Raw genomic sequence first — 22,162 nt, forward strand, 5'->3', positions numbered from 1 at the left:
AACCGGTTAGGTGACCGCGTCCCCCTGCAGGACGCTGCGGTCGATCGGGTCGACCAGCGTCTACGCATGCACGCACACGGGAGTGTGCGCGCGCCACGATACGCCCGAGCCCGGCGGTTTGCCACGACCTTTATGGAAGAGCCCGCCAGCAGGCGCGAGCGGGTTTCCGGTGTTGCCGGGGGGCCCTGGCGTGCGCTCCGCTGGCGTTCGAACGGGTCGCCGTGCACCGTGCCCCGCCTTGCCGATTTCACGACTGCGCTACAACCGTATGCCTAGTGTCTGCGCCAGTTGCCCGCGGGAGGCTGCGGCAACGGCTGGCTGGAGGCGGGGGCTCTCCGGCACCGAGTGTTCCGATGACAAGGCGGCGCCGACCGGCGCTGTCGTCTCTTCATGCGCCGCATGACCGGCGCCCACCACGGAGGATCACCGCATGACACACCGTTACGCGATCAAGGCGTTGCTTGGCGCCTCCATCGCCCTCGCCCTGTCCCTGTCCGCCCACGCTGCCACGCCACCGGGGCCGACCGACACGCACTTCGACCTGAGCGGCGTGACGCCCGGCGGGCAGTACGACCGGTTCATCGTCACCTACCGCGATGGCAGCACCGAGCGCCGCGACCATGCCGCGTTGTTGCAGAACGTCGCCGCGGCGATCAGCCGCGCCGGGTTGAACCGCGCCACCGCGGTCGGCCGCGCCGCCGGCGTGCAGCCGGCGTACCAGCGCAAACTCGCCACGGGCGCGGACCTGGTGCGCACCTCGCGCAAACTCGACAGCAGCGAAGCGGCCAGCCTGGTGCGCCAGATCGCGACCGATCCGGCGGTGGCTTTCGTGGCGCCTGACGTGATGTTGCACCGCGTGCGCGACATCCAGGCGCCGGCGAGCCTCTTGCCGACCACCTTCAGTCCCAGCGACACCTACTACCCGTACTACCAGTGGGACCTGAAGGCACCCGACGGCAGCATCACCTACTTCGGCGATGCCAACCACGGCGGCACGCGCGTCAACGATGCCTGGGACCTGGCCGACGGCAAGGGTGTCGTCATCGCCGTGCTGGACACTGGCATCACCCGCCACGTGGACGTCAACACCAGCCTGGCCGACAAGGGCTACGACTTCATCACCGACGCCCTGGTTTCCGGCCGCCCGACGGACGACCGCGTCCCCGGCGGCTGGGACCTCGGCGACTGGACCACCACCGAGCCGTGGCTGTCCGCCTGCACCAACGCCGACAACCCGCCGGAGTCGAGTTCCTGGCACGGCACCCACGTGGCCAGCACCGCCGGCGCGGAAATCACCGACAACGCGCAGGGCATGGCCGGCATCGCCTTCCACGCCAGGGTGCTGCCGGTACGCGTGCTCGGCCACTGCGGCGGCTACACCAGCGACATTGCCGATGCGATCGTCTGGGCGGCCGGCGGCAAGGTGGAGGGCGTGCCGCGCAACCGTCATCCTGCGCAGGTGATCAACCTGAGCCTGGGCGGCAAGGGTCGCTGCAACCCCCACGACGTGACCGCCAAGGCCGTGGCCGAGGCGAACGCGCTCGGCGCGGTGGTGGTGGTCTCGGCCGGCAACAGCGGCGACGACGCGGCGAAGTACACACCCGCCGGATGTCCCGGCGTGATCACCGTGGCGGCCACCGGCATCACCAGCCAGCGCACCTACTATTCCAACTATGGCCACTCGGTGGAGATCGCCGCGCCCGGCGGCGGCGTCTACCAGGACGACGATCCGAACACCGGCACGGTCTCCTACGACGGCTTCATCTGGCAGGCGCTCAACAACGGCGACACCACGCCGGTGCCCGAAGGCACCTCCTACGGCGGCTACGCCGGCACCTCGCAGGCAGCTCCGCACGTCACCGGCACGGTCGCGCTGATGCAGAGCGCACGCAAGGAACTGTGCCTGCCGCCGCTCAAGCCCAAGCAGGTGCTGAAGCTGCTGCAGAAGACCGCCTACGAGCCGATGATCCGACCCAAGGGCAAGTACTCCATCGGTGCGGGCATCGTTGATTCGGCCGCCGCCGTGGAAGCTGCGGTCGCCTTCAAGCCGCACAAGTAAGCCGCCGCGCTCCGCGCCCTCTCTCCCGGGAGAGGGCGCGGAATGAGCCGTCCGGGCTTGCGGGAAACCACGTCGCTCCCGCCGCGATCCTCCCGCGGGAAAACCGGAAAGGCGGGCATGCCCCGCCTTTCCTTTGCCCCGGCGCTTGTCTTCAGGAGTGCACCGCCGCCTGTGCCGGCTTCATCCCGGCCCGGGCGAGCATGCCGCGCGCCAGGAACAGTTCCACGCGCTCGAGCGGAATGCGATCGCCCGCGTCGGAGCCGTAGTAGGCCTCCACGATGTTGCCCTCCTCGTCGATCAGGAAATCGGCCGGCATCAGGTTCGTGGTGTTGAGGCCGGCCAGCCCGACGATGCGCAACCCCTTGATCAGCGCGGGCACGCGCGTGACGATCGCCTTGAGTTTGCGCCAGAGCGAGCGCTCGATTCCGTAGGTCTCGTGCGCGTGCGAGGTGGGATCGGCCACCACGCTGAAGGGTCGTGGCTTGCGGGCGACGAAACGCTGCACCGCCTCGGGCGTGGAGGTGAAAACCGCCACGATGTCCAGGCCCAGCGACGACAGCGCCGCATGGTGGCTGGTCAGTTCGTAGATGCGCAGATTGCAGAATGGACACGCCGCGTCGCGAAAGAAGCACAGCAGCGTGCGCCGACCCGAACCGCCGATGTCGACGCGGCGCCCATAGATGTCGACGAAGTGCAGCTGCGGTGCTCTGGATGGTGCAGTCAGTCTCATCGGATTCCCCCTGTTGCCTGCCTGATTCGATCCGCCGACAAGCGTGAGCGCCTCGAGCCGCTGGCGGTATCGGCAACCGTTGGCGGATCGGTCGCCCCCGATGACCACTGCCGACCATGCCCCTGTCCCGCGTGGCTCGATGCGGCCCGACGCGGCGTTCCGGCACCGCGGATCGCGGCCCCTCGCGGAGGTTGCTCGCAGCGCGGTCGCGCCCGGCAAGGTACCACCAGTGCCCATCCCGTGTTCGGACGCCGCGCGGCGCCATCCGCAACGCCGTGATGCCTTGCGCCGGAGCCCGCGCGGTGCGACGGCTCGCGCGCCCTTGCGGCACCTGCTCCATGCGGGCTCGATACGCCTTCGCACCGGTGGCCGGTCAACCTGGACCGTCGGCAGGAAGCCCCCCGGGACCGGGCAAACCTGGGCGGCTGGCCCCCGGCCCTCGTGCCTCGCCACCCCGCGAGGCATCCGTTGGCGCGTTTGTGGCGTATAACCGGCAGACCTTTCCCTTCCCTGGAGTCCCGCCATGAAGTCTCCGCTCAAGCTCGCCGCGCTCGCCCTGGCCGGCACCCTGCTGGCCGCTCCGGCCCTGGCCGCGCTGAAGGAAGGCACGCAGGCACCGGATTTCACCGCACCGGCCTATCTCGCCGGCAAGGCCTTCACGTTCAACCTGTCGGAGGCCCTGAAGAAGGGACCGGTGGTGGTGTACTTCTTCCCGGCCGCACACACCGCCGGCTGCAATCTGGAAGCGCACCTGTTCTCCCAGGCGATCGACCAGTTCAAGGCGCAGCACGCCACGGTCATCGGCGTGACCGCCGGCAACACCGACGAGCTGGCCGATTTCTCGAAGGAAACCGAACACTGCAGCGGCAAGTTCCCGGTGGCGGCCGACGCCGGCGCCAGGATCGCAAAGGAGTACGACGCCCTGCTCCCGATGCGCCCCGGCTGGTCGGACCGCACCTCCTACGTGATCGCCCCCTCGGGCAAGATCGTCCACGTCTATTCCAGCCTCAAGCCGAACAGGCACGTGCAGGAAACGCTCGACGCGGTCAAGGCGATCGAAAAGTAGACCGCCGATGGAAGCGGCCCGTCATGCGGGCCGCTTCCAGCTTGCCATCAATGCGGATGGCGCCAGCCGTCGAGGTCGAAGCGCAGCACCTGCCCCATGCCCGGCGGGAAGCCGAAGCCCACGTTGGACACGTACAGCGCTCCGTCCGGACCGAACGTCATCGCCGAGGGCAAGACCAGCCCGGTGATCACGGTGCGGCGCGCACCTGAAGGATCGATGCGCACCACCTTGCCGGTACCCGGCGTCGGTCCAAGGTTGTCCTTGCCGGTGGTGTTCTCCAGCACGTACATGCGCCCGTGGTGGAAGGCGATCCCCAGTACGGTCGTCAGCCGGTCCGCCACCGGCCACAGCTGCCCGTTGCCGGTCAGCCGCAGCACCTTCTCCGAGCCCGCCGTGATCGGGAACGTGCCAAGGTTGCCGATGAAGAAGCGGCCGTGGTACGCCAGCGCGGTCGGCACGATATGCCCCTGGCTGGCCGAGACATCGACCACGCGCCGGACCTTGCCGTCGAGGCTCACCTTCACCAGCTCGCCGTGGTTGGGTTCGAGCGCGTACAGGTGGCCGTGCAGCGCCACCATGCTGTACCAGGTGCCGTCCGGCTCGAAGTCTTCCTCTTCCGCGTTCTGCACCGGGTGGTGCTTCTGGTAGCGGCTGAGGTTGGCGATCCAGTGGATCGACCCGTCGGCGTCCACCCGGGCGATGCCGTTGTGGGTGCCCTTGAGCCCGTGCGAGCAGCCGGCACCGGCGGTAATGGCATACAGCGTGTGGCCGATGAAGGCGACGTCCGCCACGCCGCTGACCAGTGAGCCGGTCTCGGCGCTGGTCTGGCTCGAGGGGAACCTGTTGGTGACCGTGACGCGCTTGCCGTGGTGGCCGATCCGGGAAATACGCCCACCGGTGAAGCTGCCGCTGTACGGCCCGACCTCCGGCACCTGCGTGCAGTCCATGGCGGTCGTCGTATGGGTGCCGCCACGGCCGCCCTCGGCCACGTAGAGATAGCCGTCGGGCCCGAATTTCAGGCCGCGGGGGTTGTTCAGTCCCGTGGCATAGACCGACACCTTCACCGGATAGCCGGTGTGCGTCTGCACCAGGCTGACGATGTCCTGCGTGCTGGGCGTCGCGGCGGCATCGGCGGCAAGCGCCGGTGTGGCGACGACGAGGGAAAGGCCAAGCGCCAGCGCGCCGACCAGAAGTCGCTTACGAGGAGTCATGGGGAGACCCTCCAGGGAAAGTGCGGCAGGATCGGGCGGTGCCGCGTGCGCCTCGCAGGTCGCGGGCCACCGGACGTGGCCCGCCATGGCCTGCCGCCGGCCCTTTTCCGGCCGGCATGCGCGAAGTCGTTGGCCGGACGCTGCCGCCGCGGCCTCGCACATGGGAAATCCCGGGAGTGCCGCGGCGCGCCTTGCGCCTGCACCTGGACAGCTCAGCCGTTGCCTCGCCGCTCCCGCACCAGGGCGGCGATCCTACTCGGCGACGGTAAGCCGCGCGTGAGATCGGCGTGGCAATGGGTGAAGCCGTGCTCGGCATCAATTCGCGGACCGCAGGGGCACCGGCCCACCGTTGCGGGCGCGGCCGCTGCGGCGGTGAACCCTACTTCGCCCGCTCCTGCACGCGCAGCAGGTTGCCCGCCGGATCGCGCACCGCGCAGTCGCGCACGCCATAGGGTTGCCGGGTGGGTTCCTCGACGATCTCGGCACCGCTGGCCTGGATCCGTTCGAACGCGGCATCGAGGCTCGGGGTGGCCAGCAGCATGATGGCGTAGGTGCCCTTGGCCATCATCCCGGCGATGGTCTGTTTTTCCTCGTCGGTTACGCCCGGGCTCGCCGCCGGCGGGAACAGCACGATGGAGGTGCCCGGCTGGTCGCGCGGGCCGACGGTGATCCAGCGCATGCCGTTGTAGCCGACGTCGTTGCGCACCTCGAAGCCCAGCGTGTCGCGGTAGAACGCCAGCGAGGCGTCCGGGTCGTCGTGCGGAAGAAAACTGGCGTGGATGGTGATGTCCATGGCGCTGGTGCCCGGTGTGAAGGAGCGGTCATGCTAGGTCCGGTTCCCGCTCCGGCGCTTCTCGATTCCTGACCGGCCGCGTCACCTGCCGCGCGACGCACGAGGGCATGCCGGCGGTCGCGCCGGCCGTCTCGCGCCGGTAGGCACCCGGCGAGCGACCGACCAGCTCGGTGAAGCGCGTACTGAATGTCCCGAGCGAGGCGCACCCGACGGTGAAGCAGACCTCGGTGACGCTGAGGTCGCCCCGGCGCAGCAGCGCCATCGCGCGCTCGATGCGCCGGGTCATCAGGTAGCTGTAGGCGATTCGCCGAACGCGGCCTTGAACTGGCGGCTGAGGTGCCCGCCGGACATGTGCACGCCGCGCGCCAGCGCCTCGACGTTGAGCGGCTGCGCGTATTCGCGGTCGATGCGGTCGCGCACGCGCCGCAGCCGGGCGAGGTCGCGCCAGTGACGGGACGAAGGCGGGCTGCCGATCACCGGATCGTCCATTCCATGCCGTGGAGCGGGAACTCATAGCAGATGGCCGGGCGGAAGTGAACGCCCGAACGCCCGCGCACCGCGGCAGGTCGCCGCCGGTCAATAGTGGAGTTCGCTCACCGCGATGACACGACCATTTTACCGCCGGCTTCCTAGCGTGGCCCTCCGGCCCAAGCCATCGCCGCAGCCGGAGAGCGGGCCGTCCCCGCATGGCGACCAACGAGGAGGAACGCATGAAACCCGCATTGCCCAGACCCCTGGCCGTGGGCGTGTTTGCAGCGCTCGCGGCAAGTACCGGCGCGTTCGCGCAACAGGCCACGCCCATGCAGTCGCCACCGGCGTCCAGCCAGCAGGCCGGTGGCGTGACCGGCGAGGATGCCGACAACACCCGCCTCAACCGGCGCGACCGCAACGATGCCACCACCACGCCGATGGACCAGTCCAACAGCTCGTCCGCAATCGACCTGGTCGCGGGCGTGCGTAAGGCCATCGTGGACGACGGCAAGCTTTCGGTGAAGGCCCGCAACGTCAAGGTGGTGGCCAGCAACGGCGTGGTGACCCTGCGCGGGCCGGTGGCCAGCGCGCAGGAAAAGGCGCGCGTGGAGCAGGACGCCGCCAGCGTGCGCGGCGTGATCCGCGTCGACAACCAGCTCGACATCGAAACCGATTCCGATCCGGAGTGAGGAGACCATCCATGTACGCATCCGTGTATTGCACCGTTCCCAACCGGGACAAGGCCGAGGCCATCGTCGACGATCTGAAGGAGGCCGGCTTCTCCAGCAGCGACATCTCCGTACTGATGCAGGACCGCAGCGGCACGCGCGAATTCGCCACCGAGCACCACACCAAGGCGCCCGAGGGCGCGACCACGGGTGGCGTGATCGGCATGGGCGCCGGCGCGGGGCTGGGCTGGCTGGTCGGCATCGGCACCCTGGCCATTCCAGGCCTGGGCCCGTTCATCGCCGCCGGACCGATCATGGCCGCGCTCGGTGGCGCGGCGGTCGGCGGCGCGACCGGCGGCATCGTCGGCGCGCTCATCGGCATGGGCATTCCCGAGATCGAAGCCAGGCATTACGACGAGCGCCTGCGCGACGGCCATACGCTGATCACCGTGCACACCGAGGACATGGTCGAGCGCGACCGCGCCCGCGCGGTCTTCGAGCGCCACGGCGCCGCCGATATCGCCACCGGCACCGGCGCGGGACTGAACGCCACGGGACGCGGCGCCACCGGCGCCAACCTCCCCAACGGACCTCGTTTCTGATTCGCTGACTTCAGCGCCAGGGCCGGGCCTCGCGCCCGGCCTTCTCCTGCCTGCACGCGCCGAGCGGTTCCCCACCGCTGCCCGCGGGTGCCTGGCTTCCACGTCCCCCGGCAGCCGATTCTTCCACCGGGCGCCAGTTCAGTGCGGAGGCAACAGCCCCCCGCCCGCGCGCCAGCCCAGCGCGACCCGCGCGCGTCGCATGCGGTATCGAAGGCGACCCGTGTCGAAGGCGACCGGGCCGTCCTGCCCTTACGCCGCCCGCTACCGGGTGTGCGGCGCGATGATCTCGCCAAGGTAGTCCGGCGTGCCCTCGACGCGTGCCAGGTGCGGGTACTGCAGGCCACCGCTGTAGTCCACCGGCACGCTGCGGTAGCCCCCCTGGAATTTCAGCAGGAGCCGGATCGGTGTGCTGCCGCCCTTGGTGGCGGTGATCGCCTGCTTGAGCACGTCGGTCGTGTAGTCGTGGCCGTTCACGGCCACAAGCGTGGCACCGGTACTGACGCCCGCCCTGAAGGCCGGCCCATCCCAGCGCACGTCGTTGATCTGTCCGTGCTCGTCCAGTGTCAGGCCGATCGACCAGGCGAAGTTGTACAGGTGCCGGGGCGACTGCGGCCGGCTGTCGTACTGCTTTTCGTAGGCACTTGGCTGGTCGGTGTAGACCAGCTTCCAGCCGGTGCCTGCCAGGCCGTCGAGCAGCGGCGGATCGAGCGTGTCGACGCGCGCGTGCAGGAAGCCCGCCCAATCGTACGGCGCCACCCCGTTCAGGGCCGCGGCCACGTCGTCGAAGGTGTAGGTCCTGGTCACGAAGCTGCCGTTGTCGACGCCGAAGAACGCGCGCGCGAAGTCGTCCAGCGACTTCCTGTCGTGCGTCAGCGCGCGCAGCTTGGCATCGACCTCCAGCCAGATCATCTGGCCGGCGCTGTAATACTCCTCGCTCATCTGCCAGCTGCGGTACGGCAGGCCGGCGCGATGCGCAGCGGTCGGGTCATTGGTGGTGTCCTCCAGCGTGCGCCAGTGGAAGCCTTCGCGGTTGCGTTCGTAGTTCGCCGCCGTCATGGCCAGCGCATCGCGGAACTGTTCCGGTGTCCACAGTCCGGCGCGCGCGGTCAGCACGAAGCCCCAGTACTGGGTCTGCCCCTCGTAGACCCATAGCAGCGAGTCGCCCATCGGCACGTTGAAGTTGGGCGTCCACAGGTCTGCCGGCCGGCGGAACTTGCCGTTCCAGGAGTGGGTGTACTCGTGCGCGAGCAGGTCGCGTCCCGGTGCGGCCTCCTTCCATGCGGTGAAGTAGTCCGCCTCCAGCCCGTTCTCGCTGGACTGGTGATGTTCCAGGCCGTTGCCGCCGAGCTGGTCGGACAGCGAGAACAGGAAATCGTAGTGGTCGTAATGGTGCGAGCCGAACAGCGTCGTCGCCTCCGCCACCAGCGCGCGATGCGCCTGCAACTGCTCCGGCGTGATCTCCAGGTACCTGGGCGCGTCCGCCACGACGTCCAGGTGCACCGGTGCGCCGCCCTTGGGCGTGAGGTCGACGCGCTTGAAATACCGGCCCGCATAGATCGGCGAATCGACCAGCGTGTTGAACGCCACCGGCTTGAAGGTGGTGGTGTCGCCCGAGGAAGACAGCTTCGCCTGGCCGTCCGGTTCCAGCGCGCTGCCGAACTGCCAGCCGTGCGGCAGGGTCACGCGAGGCGCGAAGGTGATGTTCCTCGAGAAGTGGCCGGCCGGGTACAGCGCCACCTTGTTCCATTCCAGGTCCAGCATGCGGTCGGTCATCTCGTAGCCGCCATCGCGACTGGAGAGGTACTGGAAGTCCGCATCGATGCTGGACACGCCGGCAGGCACGTTCAGGTGGAACGCGTACACGTCATATTCATCGCGCGTCCACTTGAGCGGCTTGCCGTCGGCGCTCAGCTTCAGGCCGGCAAGCATGGCCACCGGGCCGCTCGGCGAATGGTCGCCGGGGATCCATTTCGGATACAGCAGCGTCAGCGCGCCGGCCTGCACCGGCAGGGTCTCGTGGACGCGGAAGATGCCCTGGCGCGTATCGCTGGCATCCACGTGGATCGCCACGGTGCCCGGATAGGGCGTGTCCTGCGGCGGCGGCACACGCGCGTCCGCGGACGCCTGGGCGCCGGCCGTGCCGCCCGCGAGAGCCATCGATACGGCCAGGGCGAGGCGCCAGGGCCCGCGGCGCGCGGCGGCCGATGAACCAGCGAAAGCGACACGGGACATGGGGAACCTCCGGCAGGCGTATGGGCAGCCTGGGAACTTAGCAGCAATCAGGGCCCCGGGCCCCCTGCCGGTCGACGGCGCGACGGCCGCGCGTCGCGGCGTTCGCCTTGCCGGCATGGCGATCGACGGCCCGTGGGCGCCGCCCGGGGTTGCGCGGATCGGAACCGCACGCGGGTCTCCGTTGTGTACTGGCCGCCCCGGGGGGCGACCACCTACTGGCGATGCGCGTCCTGCATCGCGGGCTGGTCGAACGTCTGCCGGGGCAAGGTCACCGGCGACTCTTCCGCGCGCGGCCGGGGAACTGCAGGGAACGCCGCGCTGCTTTTCTCCAGCGGCGTGGCAACCGCTTGCAGGATGTCCACGCTCGCGAACCGCCTGAACGGCGAATCAAGCTCCCCCTGCACGGCAAACGCCCGCGTGGCGTTCTCACCCAGCACCACGTGGTCGATGCGGGCAAGCCCGCGCGCCTGTGCCGCCGTGGCCAGTGAACCGGCCAGATTGCTCGACAGCGGGTCAGGCGTCCGCCCGCACCTGGCGTCGATGAGGTGAACCTTCTCCAGCGCCTGGCAGAACAGCGGATGTCCGGCATGAGCGCGATCGGCCAGGCTCGCGGGTTGCCTGCGGATGGCATCGTCCAAAGCCTCGAGCGTCTTCGGGCCTGCGCGGCCGTCAGCCTCCAGGCCATGGGTGTGCTGGAACGCCGCCACGGCTTGCCGTGTGCTCGGGCCAAAATCGCCGTCCGGCTTCAACGCATGGCCCTGGGTGTCGGTGACACCCAATCTGGCCAGACGGGCCTGGAGAGAGACGACCTCCTCCCCATGGGAGCCCTGGCGGAGAACGTGGATCGGCCTCCCCTGGCCTATGGCCCTCAATCCCTCCTGCAGGTCCTGATCACTGGCAAAGGTCGCTGGATTGAAGTCCTCGCGTCCCACTTCGGCTTGTGCGCGAGCAAGCGCAGCGGCTTTTTCCGGATCATCGTAGGCCCTGAGGTAGCGGCCGGCGGCTTGGACAGCCGCCACACCCGCGTAACCACGGTGGTGGATCGCCATTTCTTGCGCTTTGGCCACCACGTCTTCGTAATCGCCACCGCCCGAGAGGACCTTGCGAAACTCGGCCATCCCGGATGGCCTTTGGTTCGCTGTCTTGGTGAGGAGCGCCAAGGTTTCGAACCGGCGGTCCTCGGGAATGTTCTTGCCGACGGAGTCCAGCATATCCAGCGCTTGCCGGGCCGCATTGCGAACCTGCGGATAGTCGATTTTCGCGTGGATCCATCGTTCACCTTCTTCGGACCCTGCCCATGCGTTGAAGCTGTCACGGGTTGCAGAATCGATGAACTTGAGCGCACTGTGGCGTCCCTTTCCATTGCCATGCGTCAGGAGGTCGCCACGAAGTTGCGCCCTGTCCGAAGGGAACTCCAGGTGGTGCGCTTCGGCGTACTTCGCCACCTGCGCGACAAGGGCGTCCACGTAAGTGGCCTGGCCAGGCTTGGGCGGCACATCTTCCGTTGCACCCAACGGCCACGTCCCACGTTGGCCAAGGTCGACCTGGATAGTCCCTAGCGAGTAACCGCTATTGGCGATGACTTCTTCCACCTTTCCCCAATCCCGGTCGCCTCCTTGTCGCGTAATGCCCGCGATGGACAGCCGGTAGGGATCGGGGCCGCCTTCGGTGGCGCGCCCAACGACGAAATACATGGCGCCGGCGACGGCATCAATGTCGTGCGTATCAGGTCCGCGCATTCCGTTACTCCTTTAACGGGATCATTTCGAGAAGCAGTGCATCAAAGGCCGCTGGCGACCGCCAGGTACTCGTCCAGCTGGTCGGCTCGACGTGCGATGGCAAAAAGTTCGTTCTGCGCCAATTGGAGGTTGTCGATGATCTCGCGACCGTAAAGCCCCTCCTCGAATGGGCCCGTCGCGTCTTGCAACTTGATCCAAGCGCGCTCCGCTTCGACGAGGCGCTTTTTCTGCCCATCGTCCAGTTTGCGCAACAAGGCCTGATAAGTCGTGTTGAGCCGTTTTTCCTGCTGCGCACGCTCTTGCGACGTGCAATAGGCTTCTTCGATTTCGTTGAAGTTCGCCCTGTCGACGCACGAATAGAACGCGTCGGTAATTCCCCTTGGGGCGGTGTGTCGGATGGGATCGCTAGGGCGCTCGGCCGCGCTTGCCGCCGAGGCGCAGGCGAGAAGGGCGAAGGCGATGACGGTCATCCTGATGTGGTCCATGGCGGCTCCTGGCTTGGATACGAAAGCCGAGCTTGCCGCGGCCCGGTGCGCCTGTCTGTCGGCCGATGACTACGCCTTGCGGCCGGGAGACCGACCAGCTTCGAGGCGCGCCACCGGCTCCGTCCTTCCACCCCGGGCGGAACCACATGTGCTGCGGTGACGCGTGGCTTCCGGCACTGCGACGACCGCACGCAGCCCGCTACCCTGCGCACCCGACACTACGGAAGCGTGCCATGCGTTGGTGGATGCTCGTCACTGCCTGGCTGGCCCTGCCGATGGCGGCAATGGCGCAAACCACGCCGGCGACGGTGGTCGTGCTGGACACGCTGCACCAGATGCACGCCACCGTGCCGGCCTACGACAACGCGACGCTCGGCCGCGCCATCGAACGGCTCAGACCGGACGTTCTGTGCGTCGAACTGCAGCCGGGCGATCTCGCGGCGCGGCCGCCGGAAGAGACCAAGCAGGAGTATCCGGCTGTCATCTATCCGCTGATCGATCGCCACCATTACCGCGTCTACGCGATGGAGCCGGCCGAGCCGCTGTACGGCGCGCTGCTTGCGCCCTACCGCGCCAACACCGTGGCATTCAGCAGCCGCGAGCCGGCGCTGGCCAGGGCGCTCGGCCAGTACGTCGATGGGTTGTACGCGGTGCTCAAGGCCCGCTGGACCTCGCCGGCGGCGGTCAACGACGAGATCACCGACACCGCACTGCGGGGCAAGCACGCGCTGCAGGAGGCGCTGATGGGCCCGGCCGAGCGCACCGGCTGGGAGGCCTGGAATGGGCACTTGCTGGAGGTCGTCGAGCGTGCGGCGCGGGAGAACCCGGGCCGGCGCGTCGTCGTCCTGGTGGGCGCCGAGCACGGTTACTGGCTGCGCGGGCATCTGCGCGCCGCGCCGGGCGTGACCTTGCTGGATACGCCCGCGGCGCTGGACGGCCTTGGCACGGATTGATCGAGGTCAATATGGGGCCGTTGGCGCGGGCCCATAAACACCACAGTGGAAGAGGGGATGGTGCCGGCAGCGCGCCGCGGATGCGCGCGATGACCTGCCCACCATGTCGATGGCAAGCGAGACCCCCGCCCCATCCGCCAGCCGGAGCGCTGCCCCTCTTCCACCCTCTTGCCCTCGCGTGATGTCCCGGACAGCCCACGTGGGTCAGTCCCCGCCCGAAACCACCCACGCCCTGCGCCAGCCGGTCCATTGGTGGCTGCCGGCACTTCGCCGCAGGCACCGAGGCGGGGCCCGGTCGCGGCATGCCAGCGGCACGAGCGCTCGCACCGCGTACAACCGGGCGCAGCCTGTGTTCACCACCATGGCTGCTGGCAGGCTGCGGGATCCGGCCCGCCATGTTCCAGGCGCCAATGACTGGCGGCTGGAGCCACTGCGCTAGCCGCAGTGGCCGCAGCAGGTGCTCCCGCCGCTGATGTGCACCTCTTTCTCCAGCAGCGTGGCCGCGCATCCGATGCCCTGCAGCGCGTCGAGGATCTGGGCGCTGCTTGCGCTGGCCAACACCTCCAGGCGACCGCGGCTGGCATCCAGGACGACCCTGGCCTGGGGATCCAGCGCGTGGATGGCGGCGGTGATCGGGGCCGCATCCTTGTGGGCGGTGGACAGTTCGAATTGCATCGGGGGCTCCGTCGACGATTCCGGCACATGCCGGCCCGCGCATGGTCGAGGCACGTCCCGGCCGCCGCCTTGATCCGGGTCAACCGCACGGGCATGAGGCACACCAGCGCCTCAGCGGGCGATACCCACCACCAGCGCCTGGATCCTGCCGGTCACGCGGCCGGTTCCAAACCGTGCGGCGATGGCTGCGATGGCCGCTTCGGTCGCGGCCTCGAGCCGCGTCGCGTCACGGGCCACGATCTCGTTGCGAAGCGGCGTGCCCTGGCAATAGGCCGCGGCGGGGATGGCGGGCGTTGCGGCGGCACTTTCGGCGACGACGGTGCGGATCGCCGGCGGCCCGCGGAAACCACCCTGGGCCAGGTCGCGCGCGATCGCATCCCGCGCGCAGTACCCATGTGGCAGGCGCTCCAGAAAGCGTGGCGGGTCTTCCGGGAAGACGCCGGCGACGGCTTCCTGGATGACCCACGCGAAGTCATTGGTTTCGATCCGGTCCCACACGCTGAACAACAGCGTGCCGCCGGGTCGCAGCACCCGCCGCGCCTCGGCAAACGCCTGTGCCTTGTCGGGAAAGAACATCGTGCCGAACTGGCAGGCGACGGCGTCGAACGAGGCATCGTCAAACGGCAAAGCCATCGCGTCGGCCTGTTGCCAGACCACGGGCCCGGGTGTCCCCTGCCTCTGCGCCACCGCCAGCATGGTCTCGTTGAGGTCGGTCGCCACGATTTCCGCGCCGGGCGGCAGCCGCGCGCTCAGTTCGCGCGTCACCGCGCCGGTGCCCGCCGCCAGTTCCAGTACACGCCCCGCCGGCAGGGATGCAAGCCGGCTGGCAAGGTCCCGGGCGTAAGGCGCGAAGATCAGCGGTACCAGCAGGTCCTGATACAGCGTGGCGATGTCCTCGCCGAACCGTCTGTCGCTCCCGTGCGTCTGCATGATGCGCACTCCAGCCACCGGATGTGCGAAGCCTACGCCGTTCGCGACCGCGTGCAGCGCCTGGCGGTGATTTGCGGGCCTGGCGAGAGTCCCGCGAAAGGTGGCGTGCTGCCCCGGCGCCCGGATTACGGCTCGTCTGCCGGCTCCGGCGCCGCGAACGCCTTGCTGTAATGGCCGGACGGGTCGAAGCAGCACACCCGTCGCTTGCCCGACGCGAGCATGTCGCAGGCGTCGGCGATGCGCTTGGCGCGGGTGGCGGTCTGCCTGGCCGAGGTCATCCAGTGGATCCAGTCCACGCGCGCCAAGGTGGTGGTGGCTTCCCACGTCGCCAATGCCCCGGGCGCGCCGTCCAGCGCCTGGCGCAGGTCCGGCGGAAGTTCCGGCTCGGGCTCCCTGGCCACCGGTGCGATCTCCAGCGCGACGCTGTCGCCGACCGTTGCGCCGGCAGCTTCGCACAGCGCCGCGTCGACCTTGAACCAGTGGCTCAGTCGGCCGTCCGGCTCCAGCATGGCCTGGAACGGCTGGCCATTGATCGTGCCCTCGGCGCTCGTCCTCCCCCGCCGTGGGAACCGGGCGCTGACATCCTCGGGGAGGACCACGAACGCCCAGGACGCGTCACGCGGCTGCGCCGGGCGCAGCAGTTTCGCCTCGAATCGGGAGGTACCTTTTTGCTTGGCCATGTCGACGAGTCCTCGGGAATCCGGAGGGTACCGGCCCCGAGCCGGAACAGGTAGCCGCCGCGCGCTTCCTCGTGGCGGCCTCCGCGCCGCCGCCGACTACCCGCGCCAGTTGGCGTGCATGCGCCAGAACTCCACGCTGCGGCGGTAGGCTTCGCGCTCCAGCGGCACGCCGGAGCCACCCTCGCCCACGCCCAGCGCGTTGCGCATCATGGTGATCGGCGCCATCGGCGTCTCCTCCGGCTCGGCGGTGTACATGCAGCCGACCACCCCCCAGTCGGCCTCGATGGAGGTGCCTTCTCTGGCCAGTTGCTCCCGGCTGTAGAGGATCGGGATCAGGTAGCCCGCCACCGGCGGCTCGAGCCCCTCGAACCAGCGCACCAGCACCGGCAGCTCGTCGCGCGTGCGCGCTTCGTAGTCCGAGCGCAGCAGGTGCCGGTTCGCGTCGGTGATCGGCACGGCCAGGCATCGCGTGGAGGTCCAGTTGCGATGCACGTGCAGCTTGCAGAACGACGCGTAGCCGTCGAGCACCTTCAGCGGCGGCACCTCGTTGAGGTGGCGCTCGAAGGCCTCGGGCGTACAGTCCTGGATGGTGTTGCGGCGCGGCTCGCGTGGAAAAAGACGAGGTAGTGCGAAGTCGGTGAGGACGATGGACATACAGCGTGAACCAGGGCGTGGGAGCCAGGCATTATCGCGTCATCGCGCTCCGTCCTCACGATCGATGCCCGCGCACTGGCACGAGAGACGGCACCCTCACCTTCCGTCCCTCTCGGCGAAGGTGTCAGCCCACTGTCGTCGTCAGTTCGTGGGCAGCCGGAGCGGCGTGGGATACTGCTGCCCGCACGCCGATTCCTGGACCTCCCGCCGCGCTCTTCAGAACGCTACGTTCAAGCGAGTCGACCACGCCTGCGCGCTATGGCGCTGACCGACTTCATAGTCGTATCCGAACTGCAGTGTCGTACGGGACGACAACGCCGCATCGAGATTGAAGCCGAGCACACCGCTGTAGCGCGACAGGCCGATGCCGACCAAAGGCTGCCACTGCTCAAGACCAACGAAGCTGGCATCGAACACATCGCCGTGCGATGCCAGGGTCCGTTGCCACTGCGCATGCGCGCTGAAGTCCAGGGCGCGGCTGCCGCTGAAGTCCCAGCGACGGCCCGCGCGCACGCCGAGCCCGGCCTGCCAGCGATCCAGCGTCTGCGCATGTGCGCGAAGACCGAAGCCACCCGCGCCCTGCTCCGCAAAGGAACCGCGATCGACACGGGCGTACTGCACACTGATGAACGGCACCACATAGCCGCGGGCCTGGCCGAGATGCAGACCACTCTCGCCGTAGGCCACGCCATAGCTGCCGTTGTACCGGGTCGACACGCCATGCGTGCGGTATCCCAGCAGAACCTGTCGGCTGACGTCCTGCTGGAAGCGGCCGAACCCGACACGGCCCAGCACGTACCGGTTGCCGTCGAGCCAGCCCGAGTACACCATCGCCTCCGTGCCGAGGCTGTCCTCGTGGTCGAAGCTCCGGTCCAGCCGCTGCTGGCCACGGCTCTGGCCGAGCGCGAAGCCGGCGATGCCCGATCGACCGATCGTCCGGTCGCTGCCGACCAGCCAGCCGTTCACCTGGAAATCGACCGCACCATAGCCGGCGCGCGCCATGTCGCCACCGATGCTCAGGTCATGCGTCCACATGCCGGCGCCGGCGCCCCGTTCGAGCAAGGCGTCGAGGCGATCGGACAGCACCCGGTCGGCCGCGTCGATCGCCTTGAAAGTCATCGCCGCGCTGATCGCATGCAACTCGCCGGACAGGCTCCGCAGCGAGGCCTGCGCGGCGAGCAGCGAGGGCGCCTGCTGGAACTCGCCCGCGGAGTCCAGGAAGTCCATCGACACGTCGGAAAGACTGCCGGTGGCGAACCTGTCGTCCAGTTGCGTGAACGTGCTCTGCACACGCACGGCGCTGCCCATGGACACCGGGGTATAGCTCACGCCCGCGCCCGCCGCGGCGGTGGTCACATCCAGGCCGGTGGTATCCAGCCACACGCTGTTGGCGTCGTAGTTGATGGTCGTGGCGGTGAACACCACGCCGGCGTCCTTGACCAGCTGGTCGAAGGTGCCGCTGACGCCACCGGCGGCGGTGAGCACGTCGGTGCGGCTGCTGGCGACATAGCTGCTGTCGGCACCGGTGATTTCCAGCGTGCCGCCGTCGAGCGTGGCGGTGCCGGCCACGTCGAGCTTGCTGCCCAGGCTGACGGCCAGGGTGCCGGTCGCCGCGTTGACATAGCTGCCGCCAATGCGGGCATTGCCCCGACCGACCGCCACGCGGCCACCGTTGGAGAGGTCGCCGACGGTGCCCGGCAGACCCGGGGGTGCTCCGTTGTAGGTGGCCCCCTGGAGCACGGCCCCCGCGTTCACGGTCACGTTGCCGGGAAGAACCTCCATGGCGCGCAACGTGCCCTCCGCGACGGTGGTGCCACCGGTGTAAGTGTTGGCCTCATCCAGGCTCAACATGCCCGGCCCCCGCTTGATCAGCGAGCCGCTGCCTGAAATCACGCTCTCGAGATAGACCTGGCCGTCGTTGTCGAACGTGAGCGTGCCATGGTTGGTCACGCTGACCGGGCGCAGGTAGTCGTTCTGGAAGGATCCGTCTCCCAGGGTGACACTGCCTTGTTCGACGACCACGTCGAGAAAGTCGATCACCCTCAGGTCCGGGAACGTGAGGTCGCCCGTGCCCTTCTGGACCAGGGACGCTCCCCCGTCAGCACCGGGGCCAGCCAGGTATCCCCAATAGACCACGTCGTCACTGCGGTTGAATACCAGCTTGCCGCCTGAATAGATCTGTATATCGACCGGGCCGTAGGAGCCGCTCGTGGCCGATCCCACCTGGCCAAGCGTGCCGCCGTCACCGATCTGCAGCGTGCCGGCCTCGACGCGGGCCGTGGCGACGTGATCGAGGTCGTCGCCGTCGATGACCCAGGAGCCGCCTCCCTTCTTGATGAGCAAGCCGCCGAAGGTGGTGGTCCCGGTCACCGCATCGCTGTACCGCTGCACCGTACCCGCGCCGCCATCCAGGGTGAGGAACGAGCCCTGGTTGGTGCCCATGGCGAGGTTGCCCTGGATCGAGCTTCCGGCGGACAAGGTGGCACTGTTATAGGCCGTCGGAATCATCTGCACGTCACCGATGATGATGCCCGCGTTGCTCACGTCCAGCCCGCCGTCGGCCGTGGAATCGGTACTCGCGCCCGAGGCGACGAAAATGGCGCACGGGGTGGAGGCGCCGCAATCCCCGGCAGTCGCGCCGGTCGATTCGATGGTCGACCCGCGGCCATTCGTGACCTTGCCTCCATGCTCCAGGTAGATGGCCGTCGAACCACTCGTGATCGTGGCTCCGCCTGTGTTCTCCACCTTGCCCGTCTCGCCCAGCACGCGGATGGCGGTGCCGCCCGGCGACCGGATGATGCTGCCCGCGCCGTCGTTGCTGACCACGCCCCCTCGCCCGAACGACAGGGCGAGACTGCCACCCTCGATGATGCCCCCGGTACCGTTGTCCACGGTGCCGAGATCGTCGGTGACCAGGGCGGATTCCGTTCCATGGATGTGTCCGCCGTCGTGGTTCAGCACGGTCACGCGAGGTCCTGGGGCTGCCAGGGCGTTGTCGCGCGTCCCTCCGATGTCTCCCGCGTTGTCCAGCGTTCCGAAGCCGCCCAACTCGATCACGTTGAATAGCGTGACGCCACTGTCCACTTTCAGGATGTGGTCGTCGAAGAAATAGGGGCCATACGATCCGACGGCGATCCTGCCCGGACCGAGCGAGGCGCCCCGTGCAATTTCCAGGGTGCCTCCGGCGACCGTGGTACCGCCGCTGTAGGTGCTCGCGCCGGTCAGGACAAGCGTGCCATCGCCCGTCTTGGTCAGCGTTCCATCGCCGCTGACGATGCCGTCGAAGCGCAGCTTGCCGCCCGGGGCGAATACCAGCGATCCCTTGTCGACCACGTCGCCGACGATCGATCCGGTGGTGCCGTAGTTGCCGATCTGGAGCGTGCCGCTGTTGATCGTCGTGCCGCCCGTATAGGTGTTGGCGCCCGTCAGGATCAACGTATCGGAGCCCGCTTGCGTCAGCGACCCGCTACCGCTGATGGCGCCACCGACGACGCCGTAGAAGGTCGGATCGCTGCGGCGATTGAAAACCAGGGAGCCGTTGTCGATCACATTGCCGGTAATCGAGCCGCTGTTGCCACCGTTACCGATCTGCAGGGTGGTACCCAGGGTGATCGTCGTGCCGCCCTTGTACGAATTCTCGCCCGTCAGGATCAAGGTGCCGGCACCGGACTGCACCAGCGCTCCGGTGCCGGTGATGGCCCCGGCAAAGGTCACCTGGTCACCGCGATCGAAAACCAGCGTCCCGTTGTCCGTGACGTCGCCGACGATCCAGCCCGTCGTGCCGCCATTGCCCAGTTGCAACGTGCCGCGACTGATCGTGGTGCCGCCGGCGTAGGTGTTGTTGCCGGTAAGGGTGAGTCGCCCCGTGCCGGCCTGCTCCAGGGACCCCGTGCCGCTCACCTCGCCGCCGAAGATCACGTCGTCGCTGCGATCGAACACCAGTGCCCCGTTGTCCGTGACGTCGCCGACGATCCAGCCGGTCGTGCCGCCGTTGCCGAGCTGCAGCGTGCCGCGACTGATGGTGGTGCCGCCGGTGTAGGTGTTGTTGCCGGTCAGGATGAGTCGACCCGTGCCAGCCTGCTCCAGGGATCCCGGGCCGCTCACCTCGCCGCTGAAGATCACGTCGTCGCTGCGGTTGAACACCAGATTGCCGCTGTCCTTCACGTCACCCACGATCGAACCGACGGCGCCGCCGTCGCCGATCTGCAGCGTGCCCTGGTTGATCGTGGTGCCGCCGGTGTAGGTGTTGGTGCCGACGAGCACCAGCGTGCCGGTTCCGTCCTTGATCAGGCCACCGGTGCCGCTGATGTTGTCGGACCAGGTGGCGGATTTGCTGCTGTCGTATGTGACGTCCTGGTCGGCCGTGCCGCCCGATCCATTGCCCGGCGGTGGCGCGGGATTCGACGGTCGCACGTTCGACCCGCCGCCTCCGCATCCCGATAGCCCCGACACCAATGCAATGGCAAACGCCACGGCAGACAGCCGCGGCACTGCTCGATCGTCCATCATGCCAAGTCCCCTTCGTCCGTTTGGCAGCAGCTTCCGAGCGAAGCGTACCCCAAGGGAAGGGCAAATACGCCGCCCGGCTTACGCGGCCGGATGGCCGGCAGCCACCGCCGCCTGGGCGGCATAGGCGCGCTGGTAGGCAGGCCGCGCTTCGCCACGGGCAACATAGGCGGCCAGGTTCGGGAATTCGTCCAGCATGCCCGACGGTTTCACGCGCAGCAGCACCGAAACCATCAGCAGGTCGCCCGCGCTGAAGGCGCCGTCGAGCCACTCGCACTCGCCCAGATAGGCGGAAAGCTGGCGCAGCCGGGTGCGGATGCGCTCCATGACCAGCGGCAGGCGGTCCTGCGCCCAGGCTCGATCGCCCTCCACGAACTTCGCGACCGTGAGTTCCAGGATCGGCGGTTCCACGGAATTGAGGGCGGCGAACATCCAGGTGATCGCCCGCGCCCGGGCATCGCCGTCGAACGGCAACAGGCCCACATGGCGCTCGGCGATGTGCAGGACGATCGCACCGGTTTCGAACAGCGCCAGGCCGCCTTCCTCGTAGGTCGGGATCTGGCCGAACGGTTGCAGGCGCACGTGCGCCGCTTCCTTCATCGCCCGGAACGACACCAGGCGCACTTCGTAGGGTTGGCCCACTTCCTCCAGCGCCCAGCGCACGCGGGTATCGCGCGCCAGTCCCTTGCCGCCGTCGGGCGAGCGTTCGAAGGCAGTGATGGTGACGGGCATCGCGGGGCTCCTGGTTGTCCTGGGGTCGGTGTGTGCCGGCGCGCGGCCCGGCACTTGCACGACGATCCGACCACCGCCGGATCGACACGGACCGTGACGATGGTCCCTCAGCTTGCAAAATGCACATACCGCCCCGATTGCCTGGAGGCCGATACTTCTCTCCCGCAGGGGCCATGCTCGACAGGATCCGGAACTGGCGCGTGCGCCGCATCGTCGCCCGCCGTCCCATCGCCGAACCCCTGTGGCGGGACGCGCTGCGCCGCTGCGCCCCGGCCCGTCGCCTGGGCGCATCCGACCAGGCGGCGCTGCGCGTGCTGGCCACGCTGTTCCTGGAAAAGAAGTCGCTGGAGCCGGTCCAGGGGCTGGTGCTGGACGACGCGGACCGTGTCCTGCTCGCGGTCCACGCCTGCGTACCGATCCTGAAGCTGGGACTGGACTGGTACGAGGGCTGGCACAGCGTCATCGTCTATCCGGACGCGTTCATTCCGCGCCGGACCTACACCGACGAGGCGGGCGTGGTCCACGAGACCCGCGACGTGATGGCCGGCGAGGCGTGGGGGCGCGGGCCGGTGATCCTGTCTTGGGCGGACGTGCTCGATGCCGGCAAGATCCCGGGACACAACGTGGTCATCCATGAAATGGCGCACAAGCTCGACATGCTCAACGGCGAGGCCAATGGCTTCCCGCCGCTGCACCGGCGCATGGACCGCCGCGCTTGGACGCGGGCCTTCTCCGGCGCCTGGGACCGCCTGCGCGAGGATGATCGCCACGGCCTGTCCCTGCCGATCGACCCGTACAGCCTGGAGAACGAGGCCGAGTTCTTCGCGGTGGTGAGCGAGGCGTTCTTCGAATCACCGGCCGCGTTGCGCCACGATCTGCCCGAGGTCTACCGGCAGCTCGAGCTGTTCTACCGGCAGCATCCGTACTGAGCACCCGATGGGTCCCCATGGCGCATCCCGCGCAGCTGGGCGGCCTA

At 68.6% G+C, this 22,162-nt stretch carries 20 protein-coding genes; 6 read left to right on the top strand and 14 right to left on the bottom strand.

Annotated features, from left to right (window positions below):
* Positions 1-430: 430 nt before the first annotated feature.
* Positions 431-2,059 (top strand): S8 family peptidase, encoded by a 1,629-nt coding sequence (locus LQ771_RS10050; RefSeq protein ID WP_231349269.1) that lies wholly within the window; start codon positions 431-433, stop codon positions 2,057-2,059.
* Positions 2,060-2,210: 151 nt separating this feature from the next.
* On the opposite strand, the gene LQ771_RS10055 is transcribed toward LQ771_RS10050, so the two are convergent.
* Complete coding sequence (locus LQ771_RS10055) at positions 2,211-2,789, bottom strand: redoxin domain-containing protein (protein WP_231349270.1); 579 nt, start codon at positions 2,787-2,789, stop codon at positions 2,211-2,213.
* A 523-nt stretch (positions 2,790-3,312) separates the two neighbouring features.
* Between LQ771_RS10055 and LQ771_RS10060 the strand changes: the two genes are divergently transcribed.
* A complete protein-coding gene (locus tag LQ771_RS10060; protein WP_231349271.1) occupies positions 3,313-3,855 on the top strand; it encodes a peroxiredoxin in 543 nt (180 codons plus the stop codon).
* 47 nt (positions 3,856-3,902) lie between these two features.
* On the opposite strand, the gene LQ771_RS10065 is transcribed toward LQ771_RS10060, so the two are convergent.
* From LQ771_RS10065 to LQ771_RS10080, 4 genes are all read right to left on the bottom strand, one after another.
* Complete coding sequence (locus LQ771_RS10065; protein ID WP_231349272.1) at positions 3,903-5,066, bottom strand: ScyD/ScyE family protein; 1,164 nt, start codon at positions 5,064-5,066, stop codon at positions 3,903-3,905.
* 379 nt (positions 5,067-5,445) lie between these two features.
* Positions 5,446-5,859 (bottom strand): VOC family protein, encoded by a 414-nt coding sequence (locus LQ771_RS10070; protein ID WP_231349273.1) that lies wholly within the window; start codon positions 5,857-5,859, stop codon positions 5,446-5,448.
* 28 nt (positions 5,860-5,887) lie between these two features.
* Positions 5,888-6,145 (bottom strand): helix-turn-helix domain-containing protein, encoded by a 258-nt coding sequence (locus LQ771_RS10075; protein ID WP_231349274.1) that lies wholly within the window; start codon positions 6,143-6,145, stop codon positions 5,888-5,890.
* The gene (locus tag LQ771_RS10080) at positions 6,145-6,348 is read right to left on the bottom strand and encodes an AraC family transcriptional regulator (RefSeq protein ID WP_231349275.1); all 204 of its coding nucleotides are present in this window, start codon (positions 6,346-6,348) and stop codon (positions 6,145-6,147) included. Before LQ771_RS10080 ends, LQ771_RS10075 begins: the two co-directional genes overlap by 1 nt.
* Before the next feature lie 221 nt (positions 6,349-6,569).
* Here LQ771_RS10080 and LQ771_RS10085 point away from each other — a divergent pair, with 221 nt between their 5' ends.
* A complete protein-coding gene (locus LQ771_RS10085) occupies positions 6,570-7,019 on the top strand; it encodes a BON domain-containing protein (protein ID WP_231349276.1) in 450 nt (149 codons plus the stop codon).
* An 11-nt stretch (positions 7,020-7,030) separates the two neighbouring features.
* A complete protein-coding gene (locus tag LQ771_RS10090; RefSeq protein WP_231349277.1) occupies positions 7,031-7,600 on the top strand; it encodes a general stress protein in 570 nt (189 codons plus the stop codon).
* Positions 7,601-7,861: 261 nt separating this feature from the next.
* On the opposite strand, the gene LQ771_RS10095 is transcribed toward LQ771_RS10090, so the two are convergent.
* The 3 genes from LQ771_RS10095 to LQ771_RS10105 form a co-directional block, all read right to left on the bottom strand.
* Positions 7,862-9,832 (bottom strand): M61 family metallopeptidase, encoded by a 1,971-nt coding sequence (locus tag LQ771_RS10095; protein ID WP_231349278.1) that lies wholly within the window; start codon positions 9,830-9,832, stop codon positions 7,862-7,864.
* Positions 9,833-10,044: 212 nt separating this feature from the next.
* Positions 10,045-11,571, bottom strand: coding sequence for a peptidoglycan-binding domain-containing protein (locus LQ771_RS10100; protein ID WP_231349279.1), 1,527 nt, complete (start codon positions 11,569-11,571; stop codon positions 10,045-10,047).
* Positions 11,572-11,612: 41 nt separating this feature from the next.
* A complete protein-coding gene (locus LQ771_RS10105) occupies positions 11,613-12,056 on the bottom strand; it encodes a lysozyme inhibitor LprI family protein (RefSeq protein WP_231349280.1) in 444 nt (147 codons plus the stop codon).
* 233 nt (positions 12,057-12,289) lie between these two features.
* Here LQ771_RS10105 and LQ771_RS10110 point away from each other — a divergent pair, with 233 nt between their 5' ends.
* On the top strand, positions 12,290-13,009 hold the full coding sequence (locus tag LQ771_RS10110) for a hypothetical protein (protein ID WP_231349281.1): 720 nt from the start codon (positions 12,290-12,292) through the stop codon (positions 13,007-13,009).
* Positions 13,010-13,444: 435 nt separating this feature from the next.
* Here the strand turns inward: LQ771_RS10110 and LQ771_RS10115 are convergent, their stop codons facing one another.
* The 6 genes from LQ771_RS10115 to LQ771_RS10140 form a co-directional block, all read right to left on the bottom strand.
* Positions 13,445-13,684 carry a hypothetical protein gene (locus LQ771_RS10115; protein WP_231349282.1) on the bottom strand — a complete coding sequence of 80 codons (240 nt, stop codon included), beginning with the start codon at positions 13,682-13,684 and terminating at the stop codon, positions 13,445-13,447.
* A gap of 111 nt (positions 13,685-13,795) precedes the next feature.
* On the bottom strand, positions 13,796-14,614 hold the full coding sequence (locus tag LQ771_RS10120) for a class I SAM-dependent methyltransferase (protein ID WP_231351891.1): 819 nt from the start codon (positions 14,612-14,614) through the stop codon (positions 13,796-13,798).
* A gap of 125 nt (positions 14,615-14,739) precedes the next feature.
* Entirely contained in the window at positions 14,740-15,294 is a 555-nt protein-coding gene (locus tag LQ771_RS10125; RefSeq protein WP_231349283.1) for a YdeI/OmpD-associated family protein, read from the bottom strand.
* Positions 15,295-15,390: 96 nt separating this feature from the next.
* Complete coding sequence (locus LQ771_RS10130) at positions 15,391-15,948, bottom strand: DUF3228 family protein (protein ID WP_231349284.1); 558 nt, start codon at positions 15,946-15,948, stop codon at positions 15,391-15,393.
* Between the two features lie 216 nt (positions 15,949-16,164).
* A complete protein-coding gene (locus LQ771_RS10135) occupies positions 16,165-20,457 on the bottom strand; it encodes an autotransporter-associated beta strand repeat-containing protein (protein ID WP_231349285.1) in 4,293 nt (1,430 codons plus the stop codon).
* A gap of 78 nt (positions 20,458-20,535) precedes the next feature.
* Positions 20,536-21,186: a glutathione S-transferase family protein gene (locus tag LQ771_RS10140; RefSeq protein WP_231349286.1), complete on the bottom strand. Its 651-nt coding sequence runs from the start codon at positions 21,184-21,186 to the stop codon at positions 20,536-20,538.
* A 173-nt stretch (positions 21,187-21,359) separates the two neighbouring features.
* Between LQ771_RS10140 and LQ771_RS10145 the strand changes: the two genes are divergently transcribed.
* Positions 21,360-22,115 (top strand): M90 family metallopeptidase, encoded by a 756-nt coding sequence (locus LQ771_RS10145; RefSeq protein WP_231349287.1) that lies wholly within the window; start codon positions 21,360-21,362, stop codon positions 22,113-22,115.
* Positions 22,116-22,162: the final 47 nt, after the last annotated feature.

This window comes from Frateuria soli, assembly GCF_021117385.1.
In the GTDB taxonomy this organism is placed as follows: Bacteria; Pseudomonadota; Gammaproteobacteria; order Xanthomonadales; family Rhodanobacteraceae; genus Frateuria_A; species Frateuria_A soli.

Excerpts from the sequence above, each read along its gene's own strand:
- LQ771_RS10100 (WP_231349279.1), bottom strand. The coding sequence starts at position 11,571 with ATGCGCGGACCTGATACGCACGACATTGATGCCGTCGCCGGCGCCATG.
- LQ771_RS10065 (WP_231349272.1), bottom strand. The coding sequence starts at position 5,066 with ATGACTCCTCGTAAGCGACTTCTGGTCGGCGCGCTGGCGCTTGGCCTT.
- LQ771_RS10055 (WP_231349270.1), bottom strand. The coding sequence starts at position 2,789 with ATGAGACTGACTGCACCATCCAGAGCACCGCAGCTGCACTTCGTCGAC.
- LQ771_RS10115 (WP_231349282.1), bottom strand. The coding sequence starts at position 13,684 with ATGCAATTCGAACTGTCCACCGCCCACAAGGATGCGGCCCCGATCACC.
- LQ771_RS10075 (WP_231349274.1), bottom strand. The coding sequence starts at position 6,145 with ATGACCCGGCGCATCGAGCGCGCGATGGCGCTGCTGCGCCGGGGCGAC.
- LQ771_RS10060 (WP_231349271.1), top strand. The coding sequence starts at position 3,313 with ATGAAGTCTCCGCTCAAGCTCGCCGCGCTCGCCCTGGCCGGCACCCTG.
- LQ771_RS10135 (WP_231349285.1), bottom strand. The coding sequence starts at position 20,457 with ATGATGGACGATCGAGCAGTGCCGCGGCTGTCTGCCGTGGCGTTTGCC.
- LQ771_RS10090 (WP_231349277.1), top strand. The coding sequence starts at position 7,031 with ATGTACGCATCCGTGTATTGCACCGTTCCCAACCGGGACAAGGCCGAG.
- LQ771_RS10140 (WP_231349286.1), bottom strand. The coding sequence starts at position 21,186 with ATGCCCGTCACCATCACTGCCTTCGAACGCTCGCCCGACGGCGGCAAG.
- LQ771_RS10095 (WP_231349278.1), bottom strand. The coding sequence starts at position 9,832 with ATGTCCCGTGTCGCTTTCGCTGGTTCATCGGCCGCCGCGCGCCGCGGG.
- LQ771_RS10070 (WP_231349273.1), bottom strand. The coding sequence starts at position 5,859 with ATGGACATCACCATCCACGCCAGTTTTCTTCCGCACGACGACCCGGAC.
- LQ771_RS10050 (WP_231349269.1), top strand. The coding sequence starts at position 431 with ATGACACACCGTTACGCGATCAAGGCGTTGCTTGGCGCCTCCATCGCC.
- LQ771_RS10085 (WP_231349276.1), top strand. The coding sequence starts at position 6,570 with ATGAAACCCGCATTGCCCAGACCCCTGGCCGTGGGCGTGTTTGCAGCG.
- LQ771_RS10105 (WP_231349280.1), bottom strand. The coding sequence starts at position 12,056 with ATGGACCACATCAGGATGACCGTCATCGCCTTCGCCCTTCTCGCCTGC.
- LQ771_RS10080 (WP_231349275.1), bottom strand. The coding sequence starts at position 6,348 with ATGGACGATCCGGTGATCGGCAGCCCGCCTTCGTCCCGTCACTGGCGC.
- LQ771_RS10110 (WP_231349281.1), top strand. The coding sequence starts at position 12,290 with ATGCGTTGGTGGATGCTCGTCACTGCCTGGCTGGCCCTGCCGATGGCG.
- LQ771_RS10120 (WP_231351891.1), bottom strand. The coding sequence starts at position 14,614 with ATGCAGACGCACGGGAGCGACAGACGGTTCGGCGAGGACATCGCCACG.
- LQ771_RS10130 (WP_231349284.1), bottom strand. The coding sequence starts at position 15,948 with ATGTCCATCGTCCTCACCGACTTCGCACTACCTCGTCTTTTTCCACGC.
- LQ771_RS10125 (WP_231349283.1), bottom strand. The coding sequence starts at position 15,294 with ATGGCCAAGCAAAAAGGTACCTCCCGATTCGAGGCGAAACTGCTGCGC.
- LQ771_RS10145 (WP_231349287.1), top strand. The coding sequence starts at position 21,360 with ATGCTCGACAGGATCCGGAACTGGCGCGTGCGCCGCATCGTCGCCCGC.